14 protein-coding genes are annotated in these 14,377 nt (G+C 43.7%); 11 read left to right on the top strand and 3 right to left on the bottom strand.

The window, feature by feature from the left end:
* Positions 1-2 precede the first annotated feature (2 nt).
* The 9 genes from hisD to FM038_RS10305 all read left to right on the top strand — a co-directional run bounded on the left by hisD (position 3) and on the right by FM038_RS10305 (position 8,324).
* Positions 3-1,313, top strand: coding sequence for a histidinol dehydrogenase (gene hisD, locus FM038_RS10345; RefSeq protein WP_142870751.1), 1,311 nt, complete (start codon positions 3-5; stop codon positions 1,311-1,313).
* Positions 1,310-2,362, top strand: coding sequence for a histidinol-phosphate transaminase (hisC, locus tag FM038_RS10340; RefSeq protein ID WP_142870752.1), 1,053 nt, complete (start codon positions 1,310-1,312; stop codon positions 2,360-2,362). Before hisD ends, hisC begins: the two co-directional genes overlap by 4 nt.
* A 69-nt stretch (positions 2,363-2,431) precedes the next feature.
* A complete protein-coding gene (gene hisB, locus FM038_RS10335; RefSeq protein WP_142870753.1) occupies positions 2,432-3,499 on the top strand; it encodes a bifunctional histidinol-phosphatase/imidazoleglycerol-phosphate dehydratase HisB in 1,068 nt (355 codons plus the stop codon).
* Positions 3,496-4,212 carry an imidazole glycerol phosphate synthase subunit HisH gene (hisH, locus tag FM038_RS10330; protein ID WP_142870754.1) on the top strand — a complete coding sequence of 239 codons (717 nt, stop codon included), beginning with the start codon at positions 3,496-3,498 and terminating at the stop codon, positions 4,210-4,212. The genes hisB and hisH overlap by 4 nt, the downstream gene beginning before the upstream one ends.
* Entirely contained in the window at positions 4,209-4,982 is a 774-nt protein-coding gene (gene hisA / locus FM038_RS10325; RefSeq protein ID WP_142870755.1) for a 1-(5-phosphoribosyl)-5-[(5-phosphoribosylamino)methylideneamino]imidazole-4-carboxamide isomerase, read from the top strand. The genes hisH and hisA overlap by 4 nt, the downstream gene beginning before the upstream one ends.
* Positions 4,972-5,745, top strand: a complete 774-nt coding sequence (hisF, locus tag FM038_RS10320; protein ID WP_142870756.1) for an imidazole glycerol phosphate synthase subunit HisF — start codon at positions 4,972-4,974, stop codon at positions 5,743-5,745. The genes hisA and hisF overlap by 11 nt, the downstream gene beginning before the upstream one ends.
* A gap of 63 nt (positions 5,746-5,808) precedes the next feature.
* Positions 5,809-6,447 (top strand): bifunctional phosphoribosyl-AMP cyclohydrolase/phosphoribosyl-ATP diphosphatase HisIE, encoded by a 639-nt coding sequence (gene hisIE / locus FM038_RS10315; protein ID WP_142870757.1) that lies wholly within the window; start codon positions 5,809-5,811, stop codon positions 6,445-6,447.
* Between the two features lie 146 nt (positions 6,448-6,593).
* Positions 6,594-7,376, top strand: a complete 783-nt coding sequence (locus tag FM038_RS10310) for a type 2 periplasmic-binding domain-containing protein (protein ID WP_142870758.1) — start codon at positions 6,594-6,596, stop codon at positions 7,374-7,376.
* A gap of 171 nt (positions 7,377-7,547) precedes the next feature.
* Positions 7,548-8,324: a substrate-binding periplasmic protein gene (locus FM038_RS10305; protein ID WP_142870759.1), complete on the top strand. Its 777-nt coding sequence runs from the start codon at positions 7,548-7,550 to the stop codon at positions 8,322-8,324.
* 15 nt (positions 8,325-8,339) lie between these two features.
* Here the strand turns inward: FM038_RS10305 and FM038_RS10300 are convergent, their stop codons facing one another.
* A complete protein-coding gene (locus FM038_RS10300; RefSeq protein ID WP_223293045.1) occupies positions 8,340-9,278 on the bottom strand; it encodes a substrate-binding periplasmic protein in 939 nt (312 codons plus the stop codon).
* Positions 9,279-9,622: 344 nt separating this feature from the next.
* On the opposite strand from FM038_RS10300, the gene FM038_RS10295 reads away from it, so the two are divergent.
* Positions 9,623-10,729, top strand: a complete 1,107-nt coding sequence (locus tag FM038_RS10295; RefSeq protein WP_142870760.1) for a phosphoribosylaminoimidazolesuccinocarboxamide synthase — start codon at positions 9,623-9,625, stop codon at positions 10,727-10,729.
* A 434-nt stretch (positions 10,730-11,163) separates the two neighbouring features.
* Here FM038_RS10295 and FM038_RS10290 read toward each other — a convergent pair whose 3' ends face one another.
* Positions 11,164-11,859 carry a 2OG-Fe(II) oxygenase gene (locus FM038_RS10290; RefSeq protein ID WP_142870761.1) on the bottom strand — a complete coding sequence of 232 codons (696 nt, stop codon included), beginning with the start codon at positions 11,857-11,859 and terminating at the stop codon, positions 11,164-11,166.
* A gap of 214 nt (positions 11,860-12,073) precedes the next feature.
* Between FM038_RS10290 and FM038_RS10285 the strand changes: the two genes are divergently transcribed.
* Positions 12,074-13,054, top strand: coding sequence for a transposase (locus FM038_RS10285; protein WP_142870762.1), 981 nt, complete (start codon positions 12,074-12,076; stop codon positions 13,052-13,054).
* A 333-nt stretch (positions 13,055-13,387) separates the two neighbouring features.
* On the opposite strand, the gene FM038_RS10280 is transcribed toward FM038_RS10285, so the two are convergent.
* A complete protein-coding gene (locus tag FM038_RS10280; protein WP_142870763.1) occupies positions 13,388-13,963 on the bottom strand; it encodes a sugar O-acetyltransferase in 576 nt (191 codons plus the stop codon).
* Positions 13,964-14,377 lie beyond the last annotated feature (414 nt).

Below are 14,377 nucleotides of genomic sequence, written 5' to 3'. Positions count from 1 at the left end.
AGATGCAGATCCTCAATTGGCACAATTTAACAGAGACTGAGCGCAAAAACGCCCTAAGCCGTTCACCACTCGTTGGTGATGAAAGCTTAGAGAAAAATGTCGCCGTCATCGTTAATAAGGTTAAAACGGAGCAAGATGCGGCACTTATCGCTTACAATCAGCAGTTTGATGGCGTGAGTCTCACTGAGCTAAAGCTATCAGCGGCTCAAATCGATGCAGCTTGCTGCCGTGTCAATGAGGATATCAAGCAGGCTGTGGCGCAAGCCATGGACAATATCGAGTCATTTCATTTGGCCCAGCAATTTGAGCCTATCACGGTTGATACCCAAGTTGGTGTGCGTTGTGAGCTAAGATCTGAAGCCATCGAGAAAGTGGGTCTCTATATCCCTGGCGGCACAGCACCGCTTATCTCAACGGTGATGATGTTAGCACTGCCAGCCAAGATTGCAGGTTGCGAGCAACGAATTTTAGTCAGCCCACCGCCTATCAACGATGCCATCGTCTATGCAGCAAATGCTTGCGGGATCACCGAGATTTTTCAGGTCGGTGGCGCCCAAGCTATTGCAGCCCTCGCCTTTGGCACTGAATCTGTACCTGCGGTCGATAAGATTTTCGGACCCGGAAACCGCTATGTCACTGAGGCCAAGAGATTAGTGTCACAAGACAGCCGATGTGTCGTCAGTATCGATATGCCAGCCGGACCTTCTGAAGTACTGCTTATCGCTGAGAAAGAGGCTAACCCCGAATTTATCGCCGCAGACCTATTGTCTCAGGCTGAGCACGGACCCGATTCACAGGTGATGCTGGTTACTGACTGTGCAGCCTTGGCCGATGACGTCAATGCGGCATTGAACCGTCAGCTTGAAGCGCTCCCGCGTATCGATATCGCGCAGCAGGCACTAGAATCTAGTCGCACTATATTGGTTAGCGACATGAAAGAAGCGGCATTAGTCTCTAATCGTTATGGCCCTGAGCACCTAATCATTCAAACCCAAACGCCACGAGACCTGTTGACCTCTATCCGCGCAGCGGGTTCGGTCTTTCTTGGGGCATATACCCCAGAGTCTGTTGGAGATTATGCTAGCGGCACTAACCACGTTTTGCCAACCTATGGTTATAGTCGAGCAGTATCCAGCCTATCTTTAGCTGACTTCTCTCGCCGCTTTACAGTGCAAGAACTCACTGCCGATGGCCTTTTAGGCTTAGGTGAAACAGTGATGATCTTAGCCGCCGCCGAGCAGCTCGATGCCCACAAGAATGCAGTAAAATTACGCCTAGATAGCTTGAGTTTACAGGAAGGGAAAGCATCATGAGCTTAGACAGTCCCAACACGCTGGCTCAGCGCTTAGTGCGCCCTGAGCTCCTTGAGCTAGAGCCCTATCAATCGGCCAGACGAATTGGCGGACAAGGAGATATTTGGATCAATGCCAATGAATCGCCTTTTAATAATGCCGCGCTAGCCAACATTAACCGCTATCCCGAGTGCCAACCGCCTGCGCTTATCTCAGCCTATAGTGATTTCAGCGGCGTTGCTCAGGAAAGTATAATTACAGGCAGAGGCGCCGATGAAGCGATTGAGCTACTCATTCGCACCTTCTGTGTACCGGGCCAAGACACCATCGCCTGTTTTGGACCAACCTATGGCATGTACGCTATCAGTGCCCAGACGTTCAATGTCGGTGTAAACGCCCTGAGTCTTACTGCTGATTACCAACTGCCTGAAGCTATTGTGGCACAAGTCGATAACTCAAAATTGGTGTTTATCTGTAACCCCAATAACCCGACAGGTACGGTTATCGATAAGAGATCCATTGAGCAAGTGATCACGCAACTGCCCAATACCATCGTAGTGGTCGATGAAGCCTATATAGAGTTTTGTCCTGAATATAGCGTTGCCGAACTCATTAATAAATATGACAACTTAGTCGTACTGAGAACATTGTCAAAAGCGTTTTCACTGGCAGGCGCGCGCTGTGGTTTCATGTTAGCGAACCCAAATATCTGCGAGATGGTGATGCGGGTTATCGCTCCCTATCCTGTTCCCTTGCCTGTTGCTGAACTGGCTACCAGTGCATTAAGCCGTGCGGGGATCAAGCTGATGCAGCAGCAAGTCAGTGAACTAAAACGATGCGGAGCACGCTTGAGTGATGCCTTACAAAACTATGGTGCCAAGATACTCCCAGCTAATGGCAACTTTGTGTTAGCCCAATTTGACAATGTCAGCCAAGTTCAAGATTTGTTAGCCCAAAATGGCGTGGTCGCCAGAGCCTATAATGACGCTCGTCTGGCTCACTGTATTCGCTTTAGTTTCACTAATAATGAGCAGACCGACTACCTTATCAAGCTATTCGAGTCAGGTTAAATAGACTCACTGTACCCAATAAATATTAATAATTAGACAAACAAGATTTTAATTTAAGGTGGAAAGAGCATGAAACAGAAAATTCTATTTATCGACCGTGATGGCACTATCATCGAAGAGCCTGTGACCGATAAACAGGTCGATAGCTTAGCTAAATTAGTTTTTGAGCCTAAAGTCATCCCCGCCTTACTGAAACTTCAAGACGCTGGCTACCGCTTAGTCATGGTCAGTAACCAAGATGGACTCGGCACCCCCTCATTTCCAAAAGATGACTTCGATGCGCCCCAAGATATGATGATGCAAATTTTAGAAAGTCAGGGTGTGAAATTTGACGCAGTGCTTATTTGTCCGCATTTTGATGACGAAAACTGTAGCTGTCGCAAACCCAAATTAGGCTTAGTCAAAGATTATCTAACGCTCGGTAAAGTTGACTTTACTCAGTCTGCAGTTATCGGCGATCGCCATACAGATATGGGCTTGGCCGAAGCGATGGGCATCAAAGGCTTACAATATAACCGTGACAAGCTTACTTGGGATGATATTGCAGAACAGCTATTAAGCCGTCAACGCGTTGCTTACGTCGTTCGTACCACCAAAGAAACCGACATTCGTGTTGGAATTGATCTCGACTCACAGTCAAGGGGCAAGATAGAAACCGGCATCGGCTTTCTTGACCACATGCTGGAGCAGATCTCTACCCACGGTAATTTCAAGATGGACGTGAACGTTGATGGCGACCTTGAAATAGACGATCACCACAGCGTCGAAGATACCGCACTCGCTATCGGCGATGCCATTAGACAAGCACTCGGCGATAAACGCGGCATCGCACGTTTCGGTTTCAGTATCCCGATGGACGAAGCGAGCGCCGAATGCCTGCTAGACCTGTCCGGCCGTCCATTTATCAAATTCAGCGGTGAGTTTGAGCGTGAAATGGTCGGCGAGATGGCCACCGAGATGGTGCCACACTTCTTCCGCTCTTTCTCTGATGGCCTTCGTTGTACTCTGCACCTAACAACACAGGGTGAAAATGACCACCACAAGGTCGAAAGCCTGTTTAAAGTACTGGGGCGCACACTGCGCCAAGCAGTAAAAGTAGAAGGCGATTTGCTGCCTTCTAGTAAAGGTATGCTATGAGTCCAGCAACTAAGACAATAAGCTCGACCGTGATTATTGATACTGGCTGCTCTAACTTAAGTTCTGTTCGTTATGCTTTCGAGCGTCTCACCGATGACGTTTCCGTCAGTGATGACCATGAGGTCATCAAAGCAGCGCAGCGTGTGGTACTTCCTGGGGTTGGCACGGCAGGCGCCGCCATGTCTTCACTGAAGAGTAAGCAACTTGTCGAGCTTATTCAAAATCTTAAACAGCCGGTGTTGGGTGTTTGTCTAGGCATGCAGATGATGTCAGAGAAATCAAAAGAGCAAGGCGGACGCGACGCGAGTAACAAGACAGTTGGTACAGAGACAGATTGTGAATGTTTAGGGTTAATACCGATATCAATCACAGATCTTGATAGCCAAGGTCAACCACTGCCTCACATGGGCTGGAATCAAATTAGTCCCTCATCACACCCTTTATTTAAAGGTGTAGAAGCGGGTAGTTATGTGTATTTCGTCCATAGCTATAAAGCCGCAATAAGCGAGTTTACTATCGCAACCTGTGAATATGGTGAAACTTTTAGTGCAGCCATCGCTAAAGATAACTTTATGGGGGTGCAGTTCCACCCAGAAAAGAGTGCAGAAGTTGGCTCGCATATTTTGAGTAATTTTCTGGCACTCGATACCGAATCATTGAACAAGGCAAAATGGGCACTAAATCAGCAACAAGATAGGGAGAACAGAACATGATCATTCCAGCAATCGATCTCATTGAAGGTCAAGTAGTTCGCCTCTATCAAGGTGATTATAATCAAAAAACAACCTTTGATTTATCGCCTCTGACACAACTCAAATCTTATCAAGATCAAGGAGCCAACTGGTTACATATTGTCGATTTGACCGGGGCTAAAGATCCCGATGCACGCCAGACCCGATTAATCGCTGAGCTGGTTGCTGGTCTCGATGCCAACATTCAAGTAGGCGGCGGTATTCGCACTGAAGCGCAAGTGGCAGAGCTGCTAGAAATTGGCGTAAAACGTGTCGTCATCGGCTCGCTTGCAGTGAAAGAAACAGCCCTGGTACAAAGCTGGTTTGAAAAATATGGACCAGAAGCCATCTGCTTAGCCTTGGATGTCAATATTGATGAAAATGGCGAGAAGATCGTCGCCGTATCTGGCTGGCAAAGTGGCGGTGGCAAGTCTCTCGAGTCTTTGGTAGACGCCTTCAAACCCTATGGATTAAAACATGCCTTGGTGACCGATATTAGTCGTGATGGCACGCTTAAAGGGGCAAATAACGAACTCTATCAAGAAATTTCATCCAGTTATCCGGACATTAACTGGCAAGCTTCTGGTGGCATAGCCACACTCAATGACGTCGCAGCCGTGAGAGACAGTGGCGCCAATGGGATTATCATTGGCAAAGCACTGCTCATCGAGAACTTTAATGTTGAACAGGCCATTGAATGTTGGCCAAATAATGCTGTAGCCAGCACATCTGGAGGTAGCGATGCTCGCTAAAAGGATTGTCCCCTGTTTGGATGTTAAAGATGGCAAAGTCGTAAAAGGTGTCCAATTTAGAAACCATGAGGTTGTCGGCGATATCGTGCCATTGGCTGCACGTTATGCCGCAGAAGGCGCCGATGAACTGGTTTTTTATGATATTACTGCCAGTGCCCATAGCAGGGTTATCGACAAGTCTTGGGTGAGCCGCGTTGCAGAGCAAATAGATATCCCCTTCTGCGTCGCAGGTGGAATAAGAAGCATAGAGCAAGCCCGTGAAAAGCTGGCCTTTGGTGCGGATAAAATCTCGATTAACTCACCGGCCCTTAGCGATCCGAGTTTAATCGAACGCTTACAAGATGAATTTGGCCGTCAATGTATCGTTATCGGTATCGACTCTTATTATGATAGCGAATCAGATAGCTATAAGGTCAAACAGTTTACCGGAGATGAAGCCGCAACTAAGGACACCCAATGGTTTACCCAAGATTGGGTCCAGGAAGTGCAAAAACGTGGATGCGGTGAAATCGTTCTCAATGTGATGAACCAAGATGGTGTACGTCAGGGCTATGACTTAAAGCAACTGTCCATAGTGCGAGAGATCTGTGACGTGCCGCTTATCGCCTCTGGCGGCGCCGGCACCATGGCGCATTTTAAAGAGGTATTCGAAATTGCAAAAGTCGATGCCGCTTTGGCCGCTAGTGTGTTCCATAAAGGGATCATAGATATTCAAGCACTTAAAACATACCTTGGTAAGCAAAATATTGCGATCCGCTGTTAACCCATTTTTTGCAGTTACAGCGTTAACTTTTACACTTAACCTGCGACTGCAGTAGGAAGCGACATGACAACTACAAAAAAGTTAAGTAGCACTCTAATAGACCAGCTAGATTGGCAAAAGCAAAATGATTTGATCCCAGCAGTGGTACAAAACCACCTCACTGGTAAAGTATTAATGCTTGGCTATATGAACAAGGCTGCACTAGAAAAAACGTTAGAGACTAAGCTCGTCACCTTCTTCAGCCGCTCAAAAGAGCGTCTCTGGACTAAGGGCGAAGAATCTGGAAATACGCTTGAATTAATCGCCATAGATAAAGACTGTGACAACGATAGCTTACTGGTCCAAGTCATTCCTAATGGGCCGACCTGCCACCTTGAGCGTGAAAGCTGCTGGCCAGATGGCAATGCTCACCCTTTTATCGATAACCTCACCCAACTTATCGTTTCACGCAAGGGTGACGATCCAAAATCTAGTTACACGGCGCATCTGTTCGAACGTGGCACCAAGCGCATCGCACAGAAGGTGGGGGAAGAGGGTCTGGAAACTGCGCTTGCTGCGGCTACTAACGATAAGCCTGAGCTGATTGATGAAGCCTCCGATCTTATCTATCACCTGCTGGTATTACTCGAAGATCAAGAGCTGAGCATGAGTGATATTACCAATAACTTGATGCAGCGCCATAAGGAAGCTGTCGGGGAATAAAACTGATTTATTTACGATAACAAGAGCAGAGGTTTGCTCTTGTTATTGCGCCTTTCGCGGTATATTTTGTTATAGAAAACAAATTTACCATACAAAACATTACCGAACTATACTGTGTTAGGGACATAGTTGTAGGACGACAAAGAGTGCTCTATAGACATTATCCAATCCTAACCTTCATTTTCCTCATCCTTCTGCCCATAGAAAATCAGGCTGATGAACTCTCTTATCTTACCATTTCGTCCCAAGCAGAACCTTTCCAAATAATAGGACATGCTAATAAAGGCATTATCACAGATATATTGACCGAAGCAGTATCTGACTCAGACATCCAACTTAACTACTATGCCTACCCTTTTACTCGATACATTCGAATGATGCATAAAGGTACACATCCAAATTGGATCAGCTATGGTTCGCCCGCGTGGAAAGAGCCTGCTCAACTCAGCATTCAAAGTAAAAACCTTTCTCATGAAAAGCTATTCGATGTGACCCATGTATTAGTCATCAGAGATGATTCAGATTTTAGAGTCAATTCTATTGATGACCTTTTTGATGTCACCCTTGTCACACTGACTGGTTTTAACTACCCAGGATTGGATCAATATCTAGTTGATCATAAAATTGAGCATATTGAGGTGAGTAGCCATAAAAGAGCACTCGCGATTATTGAAAATCGTAGAGCAGTAGCATTTATAGCCATGAAGAAAAGAGCAATGTATTCCATTAAAGTTGATAAATTTACGCCATCTCACTTTAAATTCATCAATTTTTCTAACATCATTCCCTCCTATGCGATTCATTTCTCCTACAGTGACGGCGTTAAGGCAAAAACCAAGCAAGAAATTGATAAGGCATTAGTGTCTATGAAAGAGTCGGGCAGAATAGAGCAAATTATTAGCTTCTACCTGAGACAATCAGAGCGTTAACTCTCTCAGCTTATCGTTTCCCGTAGAGCTGGTGCTACATAGTCAGTAAAAAGAGGAGCATGTTACTGTTTATACTTCGGGTAAAATTGAAAGTTTTTCAACCTCAAACTGTCTATTATCATTTCTGCGTAATAGAATAGTTATACAGATAATGGATTAACTGAGTTAGTAATGCTGCGCGCCTTTTTCATTTTATTTATTGTTTTGTTCACTTTACCTTCCAGCGCTCAGCCGCTCACTTATCTGTCGATCTCATCCCAAGCTGAGCCTTTTCAAATTATCCACAAGACTAACAAAGGCATAGTTACCGATATTCTATCTCAAGCGGTGCAAGATCTAGATATCACACTCACTGAGCAAGCCTACCCCTTTATGCGTTATATTCGCACCATGCATGCGGGGAAGTACCCTTTATGGGTCAGTTATGGCTCTCCAGCTTGGCAAGATGAAACAGAAATGGCGATTCAGAGTCGAATCCTCTCTAAAGAGAAACTGTTTGATGTCTCCCACGTATTAGTCGTCAAGGCCAATAGACATTTTAACCTCTACTCCATAGAAGCTCTTTTTGGTGAAACTGTGATCATCTTAAATGGTTTTCACTACCCTGGACTTGATGAATACATAGAGACAGGTCAGATAAAAACAGTGACAGTAAAAAGTCATGAAAGTGCATTAAAAGCCGTTGAAAATAGTCGTGGAATCGCATTTATCGCAATGAAAACACGCGCTTTATATACCATTAGCCAAACAGACTTAGAGCGCAAAAACTTTAAACTCATCGATTTTTCAAGCATCATCCCTCCCTATCCAATCCATCTGTCCTATAGCGATACTGTCAACGAAGAGGTAAAACACAAAATTGATCAAGCAATTTCTAGATTGAAAGACTCTGGTGAAGTGGACAATATAATTAGTTTTTATCAGGATTCTGGAGAGAAATCAGAATGATTCTTTCTGAAGAGTTTAAGGCGTCGCGTATTCTGAAGTCACGTGATACCTTCCGAGGATCTGCTGGTAAATCCCTTTCTGCTTAATCTTCAATAAACCTAAGTTAAAAGTCAGTTTAAGCATCTTAGCATTGGGGTAATCTCGTGAAATCATCAAATGAAATGCATCACTGCTTTGTGGTTTACTGGCCACTGCATAGGTAGCAAGTTGCTCCGGAGCAGTTTCACGGATCAAATTCCAACCGACCAACTCATCAATAAGTGTAAAATCGATACGTTGTAGCAATAACATTTCAATATTTTGTTTATCTGAAGTGACATATTGCGCTTCTATACCAGCCTCAATAAAGTTTGCTTCATACCAGTAACCTCTCACGCCCCCGACACGGTACTGTTTAAAATCGGCTAATGTCTCCCATTCGAATCCATAAGGAAATTGTTTAGTACTGTAAAAAAATTTTGGATAAAAAAACAACACCGGCTCAGAAAAATCAAATTCCTTTTCCCTTGCCCCTGTTTTCAAATAGGGAAATGTCGCAAATGCTGCCCCTGACTTAACTGACAATTCACCACGAACCCAAGGTTGAAATTGAAATTGAACCAAATGGTCCATTTCACGAAAAGCAGCGGTGACGATATCAGGAAACATACCGCTGGCCACACCATCAGCATTTATCACATAAGGCGCGTAAACACTGGTAACAAACACTACGGGTTTATTACCAGGACTAGGATGAAGTGGTTGATTTTTTAATGCTTCAGCAGAAAATGACAATTGGGATGCCAGAAAATAACATAAGAGGATGAAACATACAGATAAGCGAATAATCACCAATTCCATGCGAGAATTCACGGTTCTTAGTGAAAGTTGATTTGGGTTATTCCAGCTTAGTTTGCCACTCAAGGGGTCATTCAGCTCCCTGCTGTCGATGTTGGCGCTGTGTGGAAACGCCATCTCTCTACCTATAGTAATAGCAGGCTTAACTTAAAAGGCGAGAAAAGCCTTGTACTTTTACTCTGTCATGTTAATCGAGCATCTCCCAAGTCTCAATATTTGATAAAACCAATCAAGACTGCACAACTTAAGCTTAAGTTAAGTTTGAATTAGGTTTGAGTAACACCTTATGAACTATGCATATAACTAGAATTAAGGAAGTCGGTAATTTCAAGTGAAACGCCACCAAAAACACTCAATTCTCCTTTTAACATAGTGTTGCAAAATGTAAGTTCTGCTACACTTCTGCCGTTCACTAACGCTTATAAAAGCAATCAATAACATTGACCATAATAAAATACCCTATGAATAATTCAAACAAAGTTTTAGCAGTAAATGATGACCTGCCTATCCGTACAGATAAGCCAGTTCATTCAGGTAAGGTTCGCAGTGTCTATTGGCTAACGGCTGAAGATAGTGCCCGTCTAATCGAACAGAAAGGTTACGACGTCCCAACAAATACCCCATTGGCAATTATGGTGATCAGCGATCGGATCTCGGCATTCGATTGTATCTGGCAAGCGGAAAATGGCTTAAACGGTGTACCTGGTAAAGGCGCTGCACTAAACGCCATATCAAATCACTGGTTTAAACTATTCAAAGAGAAAGGCTTAGCCGATAGTCATATTCTAGATGTTCCGCACCCATTTGTTTGGATTGTGCAAAAAGCCCAACCTGTCATGGTTGAAGCGATTGCAAGACAGTACATCACAGGCTCTATGTGGCGTGCTTATACCAAAGGTGAACGTGAATTCTGTGGTATCACGCTACCAGAAGGCCTTGAAAAAGATCAAAAATTACCAGAGCTGTTAATCACCCCTTCAACCAAAGGTGTGCTTACTGGTCTTGAAGGCGTACCAGAAGCCGATGATGTCAACGTATCGCGCGGTGATCTTGAGCGTCACTTGGAAGGCTTTAATTTCCATGCTAAATCAGATATCGATCTTTATGAGAAGCTACTCAAAGAAGGCTTTAGCGTTATCAGCGATGCATTGGCCGAGCAAGATCAGATTTTTATCGATACTAAATTTGAATTTGGTTATGTCAACGGCGCCGACGGTAAAGAAAAGCTTATCTACATGGATGAAGTGGGCACTCCAGATAGCTCACGCATCTGGGATGGGCCAGCACACCGCGATGGCCAGATAATCGAAAAATCGAAAGAGGGCTTTAGACAGTGGTTACTCAACCACTTCCCTGATGCCGATATCCTGCTGAACAAGGAGCGTATGCCAGAGCGTTTCGCACTCGCTGCAGACAACAAGCTACCACAATCAGTGATGATGGATATCTCCAACACGTACATCGGCATTGCAGAAAAAGTGATCGGTGAGAAGTTAGTTATCAGCGAAAACCCTAAACAAGAGATCATCGATATTCTGCGCAATGAATATCAGCTGATTGCTGACTAAGCTTGCCTGGCTAAGTTGCAAGAATAGTGTTTGGCTCAGGTACTGTAAATAACGCAACTAGAGTTGAAATGTTCTAAAGCGAAATAATGATAATAAGCCGTAGCTTCATGCAAATGAAACTGCGGCTTTTTTCTGGCCAAATAGATCCTGGCCCATTACGAGGCCGATTAAAAGGGGATGAGTCCATTCCATTATCTACACTGGATTATTCACAAGAAGGTTCTTTCTTCGACTAAACCTTTTAGGCAAATCGTTCTGTTTTGAGAACGACCTAATTAGGTGCATTGCTTTTATCTAAAGTTGAAGTATCTAATACTTATAACTTCCGCGAAATTGTTGAGAAGTGCAATGTCCAGAAAGGGTTTAGCATTCCTTCTATCCTAGGATAAATGTCATAAAAATATTTAGGGAAGGAGCTATTTTAGAAAAATACATTATTCAGACCAATACCAGCTGGTCACGTTATAGCGATATTCATCGGTATATTCAGTTTTCAACTTTTCCACCCAGTGTTCGGAGCCCTTTGAGGAAGGGTCAAACAAAATACAGCGGTTATATAAAGGCGCAATACTAATAGGTTCACTGTCCTTACCTATAAAAGTAAGTTCACCTCCTGCGTTGTTGTGCCACTCTTTATTTAAATACACCAGCATACAGACCTCTCTTCCGGGAGAGTCATCAGCGTGTAGTTCAACAAAGTCAGCAGCGCCTAAGCGAAAATAATTGGTATTGATTAGAGGGTTAGCTACATTCATATCAGTTATTTGCACATTAAAAATACGTGATAATAGGGACATAAACTCATCCCCTCGCAAAAATAACAAAAAAGCCAGAGCGATATTGGTAGAGAGGTCGTTGGAACCAGCGGTTTCACGCAGCCAAACATCTCGCTGTACAAAACGTTGGTCGGTGCTGGTTTTTTCCCATTGGGTGTTATCGACATATAAAGCTGAATAGGTATGTTTTTGAGTTTGCCAGTCATGCGGTTGCTGCAAAATCTTCATCACTTCATCGAGTCTGTCTTCATCAAATAAATTATCAATAACGATATGATTGGGACAAGAGTTTAATAAAGACTCTCGGTATGCACATATCTTAGAATCGATTAGCTGTTTATCATTTAACCACATTGAAACTACCTATTTGTATCTTTAGATCATCAGCTAAAGATTTGATAATACAGGGTTGAGCGGTAATTCCCTATTACTGGTTATTGTCTTTTCTTTTTAAACTGCACCTGAACGGTTTCATAGCAGCTAAAGCTTTAACATAGCCACCCATAATTTCTGATGATTTATCAAGCAGCAGCTAAGATTAAATAGTCTCTCTTGCATTGAGGTTGTTATGGCTAGACCCAGAAGCACATTAGTCAGTATCGAAGACACCCCGTTTTACCACTGCATGTCGAAATGTATTCGCTTCGCATGGCTTACGGGAGTAGATAAATACACGGGTAAATCATATGAACATCGTCGAGACTGGGTTGAGTCAAGAATTCTTGAGTTAGCCGAAGTGTTTGCGATAGATGTAGCAGCTTATGCTGTAATGTCTAACCATCTTCACTTGGTATTGAGAGTCGATATCTTTGAAGCTAATTCATGGACAGATAGAGAGGTGGTAGAGCACTGGCATCAACTGTTCAAAGGGTCTGATATTACACAGAAGTTTGCTCAAGGAGAGGTGATTGAAAGCTTTGAGGTTACTGACCTAAAACATTCGATTGCTCAGTATCGAAGTCGACTTAGCGACATTAGTTGGTTTATGCGCGCATTAAATGAACCAATTGCCAGAAAAGCGAATAAAGAGGATGGCTGTACTGGACGGTTTTGGGAGGGGCGTTTCAAGTCCCAGGCCTTGCTGGATGAAACTGCGGTTCTGGCTTGTATGGCCTATGTTGACCTCAACCCAATTCGAGCTAAGGTCGCTGACACCCCTGAAACCTCAGATTTCACCAGTATTAAAAAACGCATCAAAGCAGCAATAAAGGGAGAACAACCCGAAGCACTTTTACCCTTTATTGGCAATGAGCGAAAAGAGATGGTTAAAGGACTCATGTTCAGCGCTAAAGATTACCTACAACTGGTTGATGAAACAGGACGAATAATCAGAGTAGATAAACGAGGAGCTATTAGCCCTGAATCACAGAAAATACTTAATAGACTCAATATCCCTCAAGAAAACTGGCTGAAACTCACCACCGAATTTAGTCGCTTGTTTAAAGGGCCAGTCGGTACCGTTCAAGAGTTAGGTGTCTATTGCGAGCACTTAGAGCGAAAACGCAGACAAGGGGCAGCTAATTGCCAGAGGTGGCTCTGCAGCAGTTAACAAACCGTTAATGACTTAATAAACGGTACAACTTAAGATAAATAGCAGACCGAATCGAAATTCGGTCTTTTGGCTGCCTTAATCTAAGTGAGTCACCTTGTCATTTATCGATTTACAGCCATTTTTCTTTTATCTAGGCAAATTTGCCCTACAAACACCTCAATGTTAACACTCTTCCTGGAAAGTTAGATGAAGCGACAAACAATGGATAAAGAAATGGGTGGCTATGTTTATCTGTGGAAAGTTAGATGAAGCGACAAACAATGGATAAAGAAATGGGTGGCTATGTTTATCTGTGCATAATATTTTTGGAAAACTCCGTCCCCTTATAGCCTATTCGTTCTCATGACCCTGCTCATTCTCATCAATCATCCTGATTAACTTAGCAGGCGTCCCACCATACAATGAATCAGGCGGCACATCTGTATTAATAACTGAGTTAGCCGCAATCACAGATCGCGCACCAATGGTCACACCTTTGTTGATCACAACATTGCCACCAATCCACACATCATCCTCAATGGTAATAGGATCGCAGATGGTTTCCCAATTACGACGTTTGAGATAGTTCAAGTCGTGGCTAGCACAGTAAATCTGCGTGTTCGGGCCAATCAATACGTTATTGCCAATAGTAATTTTAGCGCCATCCAGCATAGTTACATTCATGTTGATGAAGGTTTTTTCTCCTATCGAAATCGTCTTGCCGAACTCACAATAAAATGGAGAGCGGACTATACTAGAAGCTGAAATATTGCCCATTAGCTGTTGAAACAGTTCACTACGTTGAGAGCTATCTGTATTTTGGTTAATGGCCTGCAATAAGTTCGAAGCATTTTGACGGATATGATTAATACTGTCTGCACCGCCGTCAAAGTCTTTGCCTGCAAGCATCTTTTCGAATTCACTCATGTTGCCTCTAAACTGTATTGTTTTATTGTATAGATTTGTTGAAACAACATTGTATCACTTGCGGTGTCACCTATTCACCAGCCCATTTATAGAAAGGACAATTAACTTGGCGCTGGTGCACACTTCTTGTCACTTAGGTGTGAAGCACCCGAGAACGCTTGACGCAGAATCTCTCAACACAACTGAAAGTATTGTCCCGGTACGTCTTAGAGTGATCGCTCTAAGCCGTTATTGCCCCAAAGTTAGCTAGCCTTCGAATGAAAACTGGTTACATTTTCTGATTTAGCTTCTAGCTGAGTTAGTATTGGGTAGTGAGTTTTAACTTTTACCTCCATGGTTACCTATCGCTTGCAGCGGGCTTTTATGCAGATGCTGCCGCGAAACGCCGTGAACACTTCCATGTGGGCTCTGCGA

It is taken from the genome of Shewanella eurypsychrophilus (assembly GCF_007004545.3).
Lineage (GTDB): Bacteria > Pseudomonadota > Gammaproteobacteria > Enterobacterales > Shewanellaceae > Shewanella > Shewanella eurypsychrophilus.
The sequence above is the reverse complement of the archived record's forward strand: the minus strand, read 5'-3'. Positions and strand labels throughout refer to the sequence as shown.

Excerpts from the sequence above, each read along its gene's own strand:
- hisD (WP_142870751.1), top strand. The coding sequence starts at position 3 with ATGCAGATCCTCAATTGGCACAATTTAACAGAGACTGAGCGCAAAAAC.
- hisC (WP_142870752.1), top strand. The coding sequence starts at position 1,310 with ATGAGCTTAGACAGTCCCAACACGCTGGCTCAGCGCTTAGTGCGCCCT.
- hisB (WP_142870753.1), top strand. The coding sequence starts at position 2,432 with ATGAAACAGAAAATTCTATTTATCGACCGTGATGGCACTATCATCGAA.
- hisH (WP_142870754.1), top strand. The coding sequence starts at position 3,496 with ATGAGTCCAGCAACTAAGACAATAAGCTCGACCGTGATTATTGATACT.
- hisA (WP_142870755.1), top strand. The coding sequence starts at position 4,209 with ATGATCATTCCAGCAATCGATCTCATTGAAGGTCAAGTAGTTCGCCTC.
- hisF (WP_142870756.1), top strand. The coding sequence starts at position 4,972 with ATGCTCGCTAAAAGGATTGTCCCCTGTTTGGATGTTAAAGATGGCAAA.
- hisIE (WP_142870757.1), top strand. The coding sequence starts at position 5,809 with ATGACAACTACAAAAAAGTTAAGTAGCACTCTAATAGACCAGCTAGAT.
- FM038_RS10305 (WP_142870759.1), top strand. The coding sequence starts at position 7,548 with ATGCTGCGCGCCTTTTTCATTTTATTTATTGTTTTGTTCACTTTACCT.
- FM038_RS10300 (WP_223293045.1), bottom strand. The coding sequence starts at position 9,278 with ATGGCGTTTCCACACAGCGCCAACATCGACAGCAGGGAGCTGAATGAC.
- FM038_RS10295 (WP_142870760.1), top strand. The coding sequence starts at position 9,623 with ATGAATAATTCAAACAAAGTTTTAGCAGTAAATGATGACCTGCCTATC.
- FM038_RS10290 (WP_142870761.1), bottom strand. The coding sequence starts at position 11,859 with ATGTGGTTAAATGATAAACAGCTAATCGATTCTAAGATATGTGCATAC.
- FM038_RS10285 (WP_142870762.1), top strand. The coding sequence starts at position 12,074 with ATGGCTAGACCCAGAAGCACATTAGTCAGTATCGAAGACACCCCGTTT.
- FM038_RS10280 (WP_142870763.1), bottom strand. The coding sequence starts at position 13,963 with ATGAGTGAATTCGAAAAGATGCTTGCAGGCAAAGACTTTGACGGCGGT.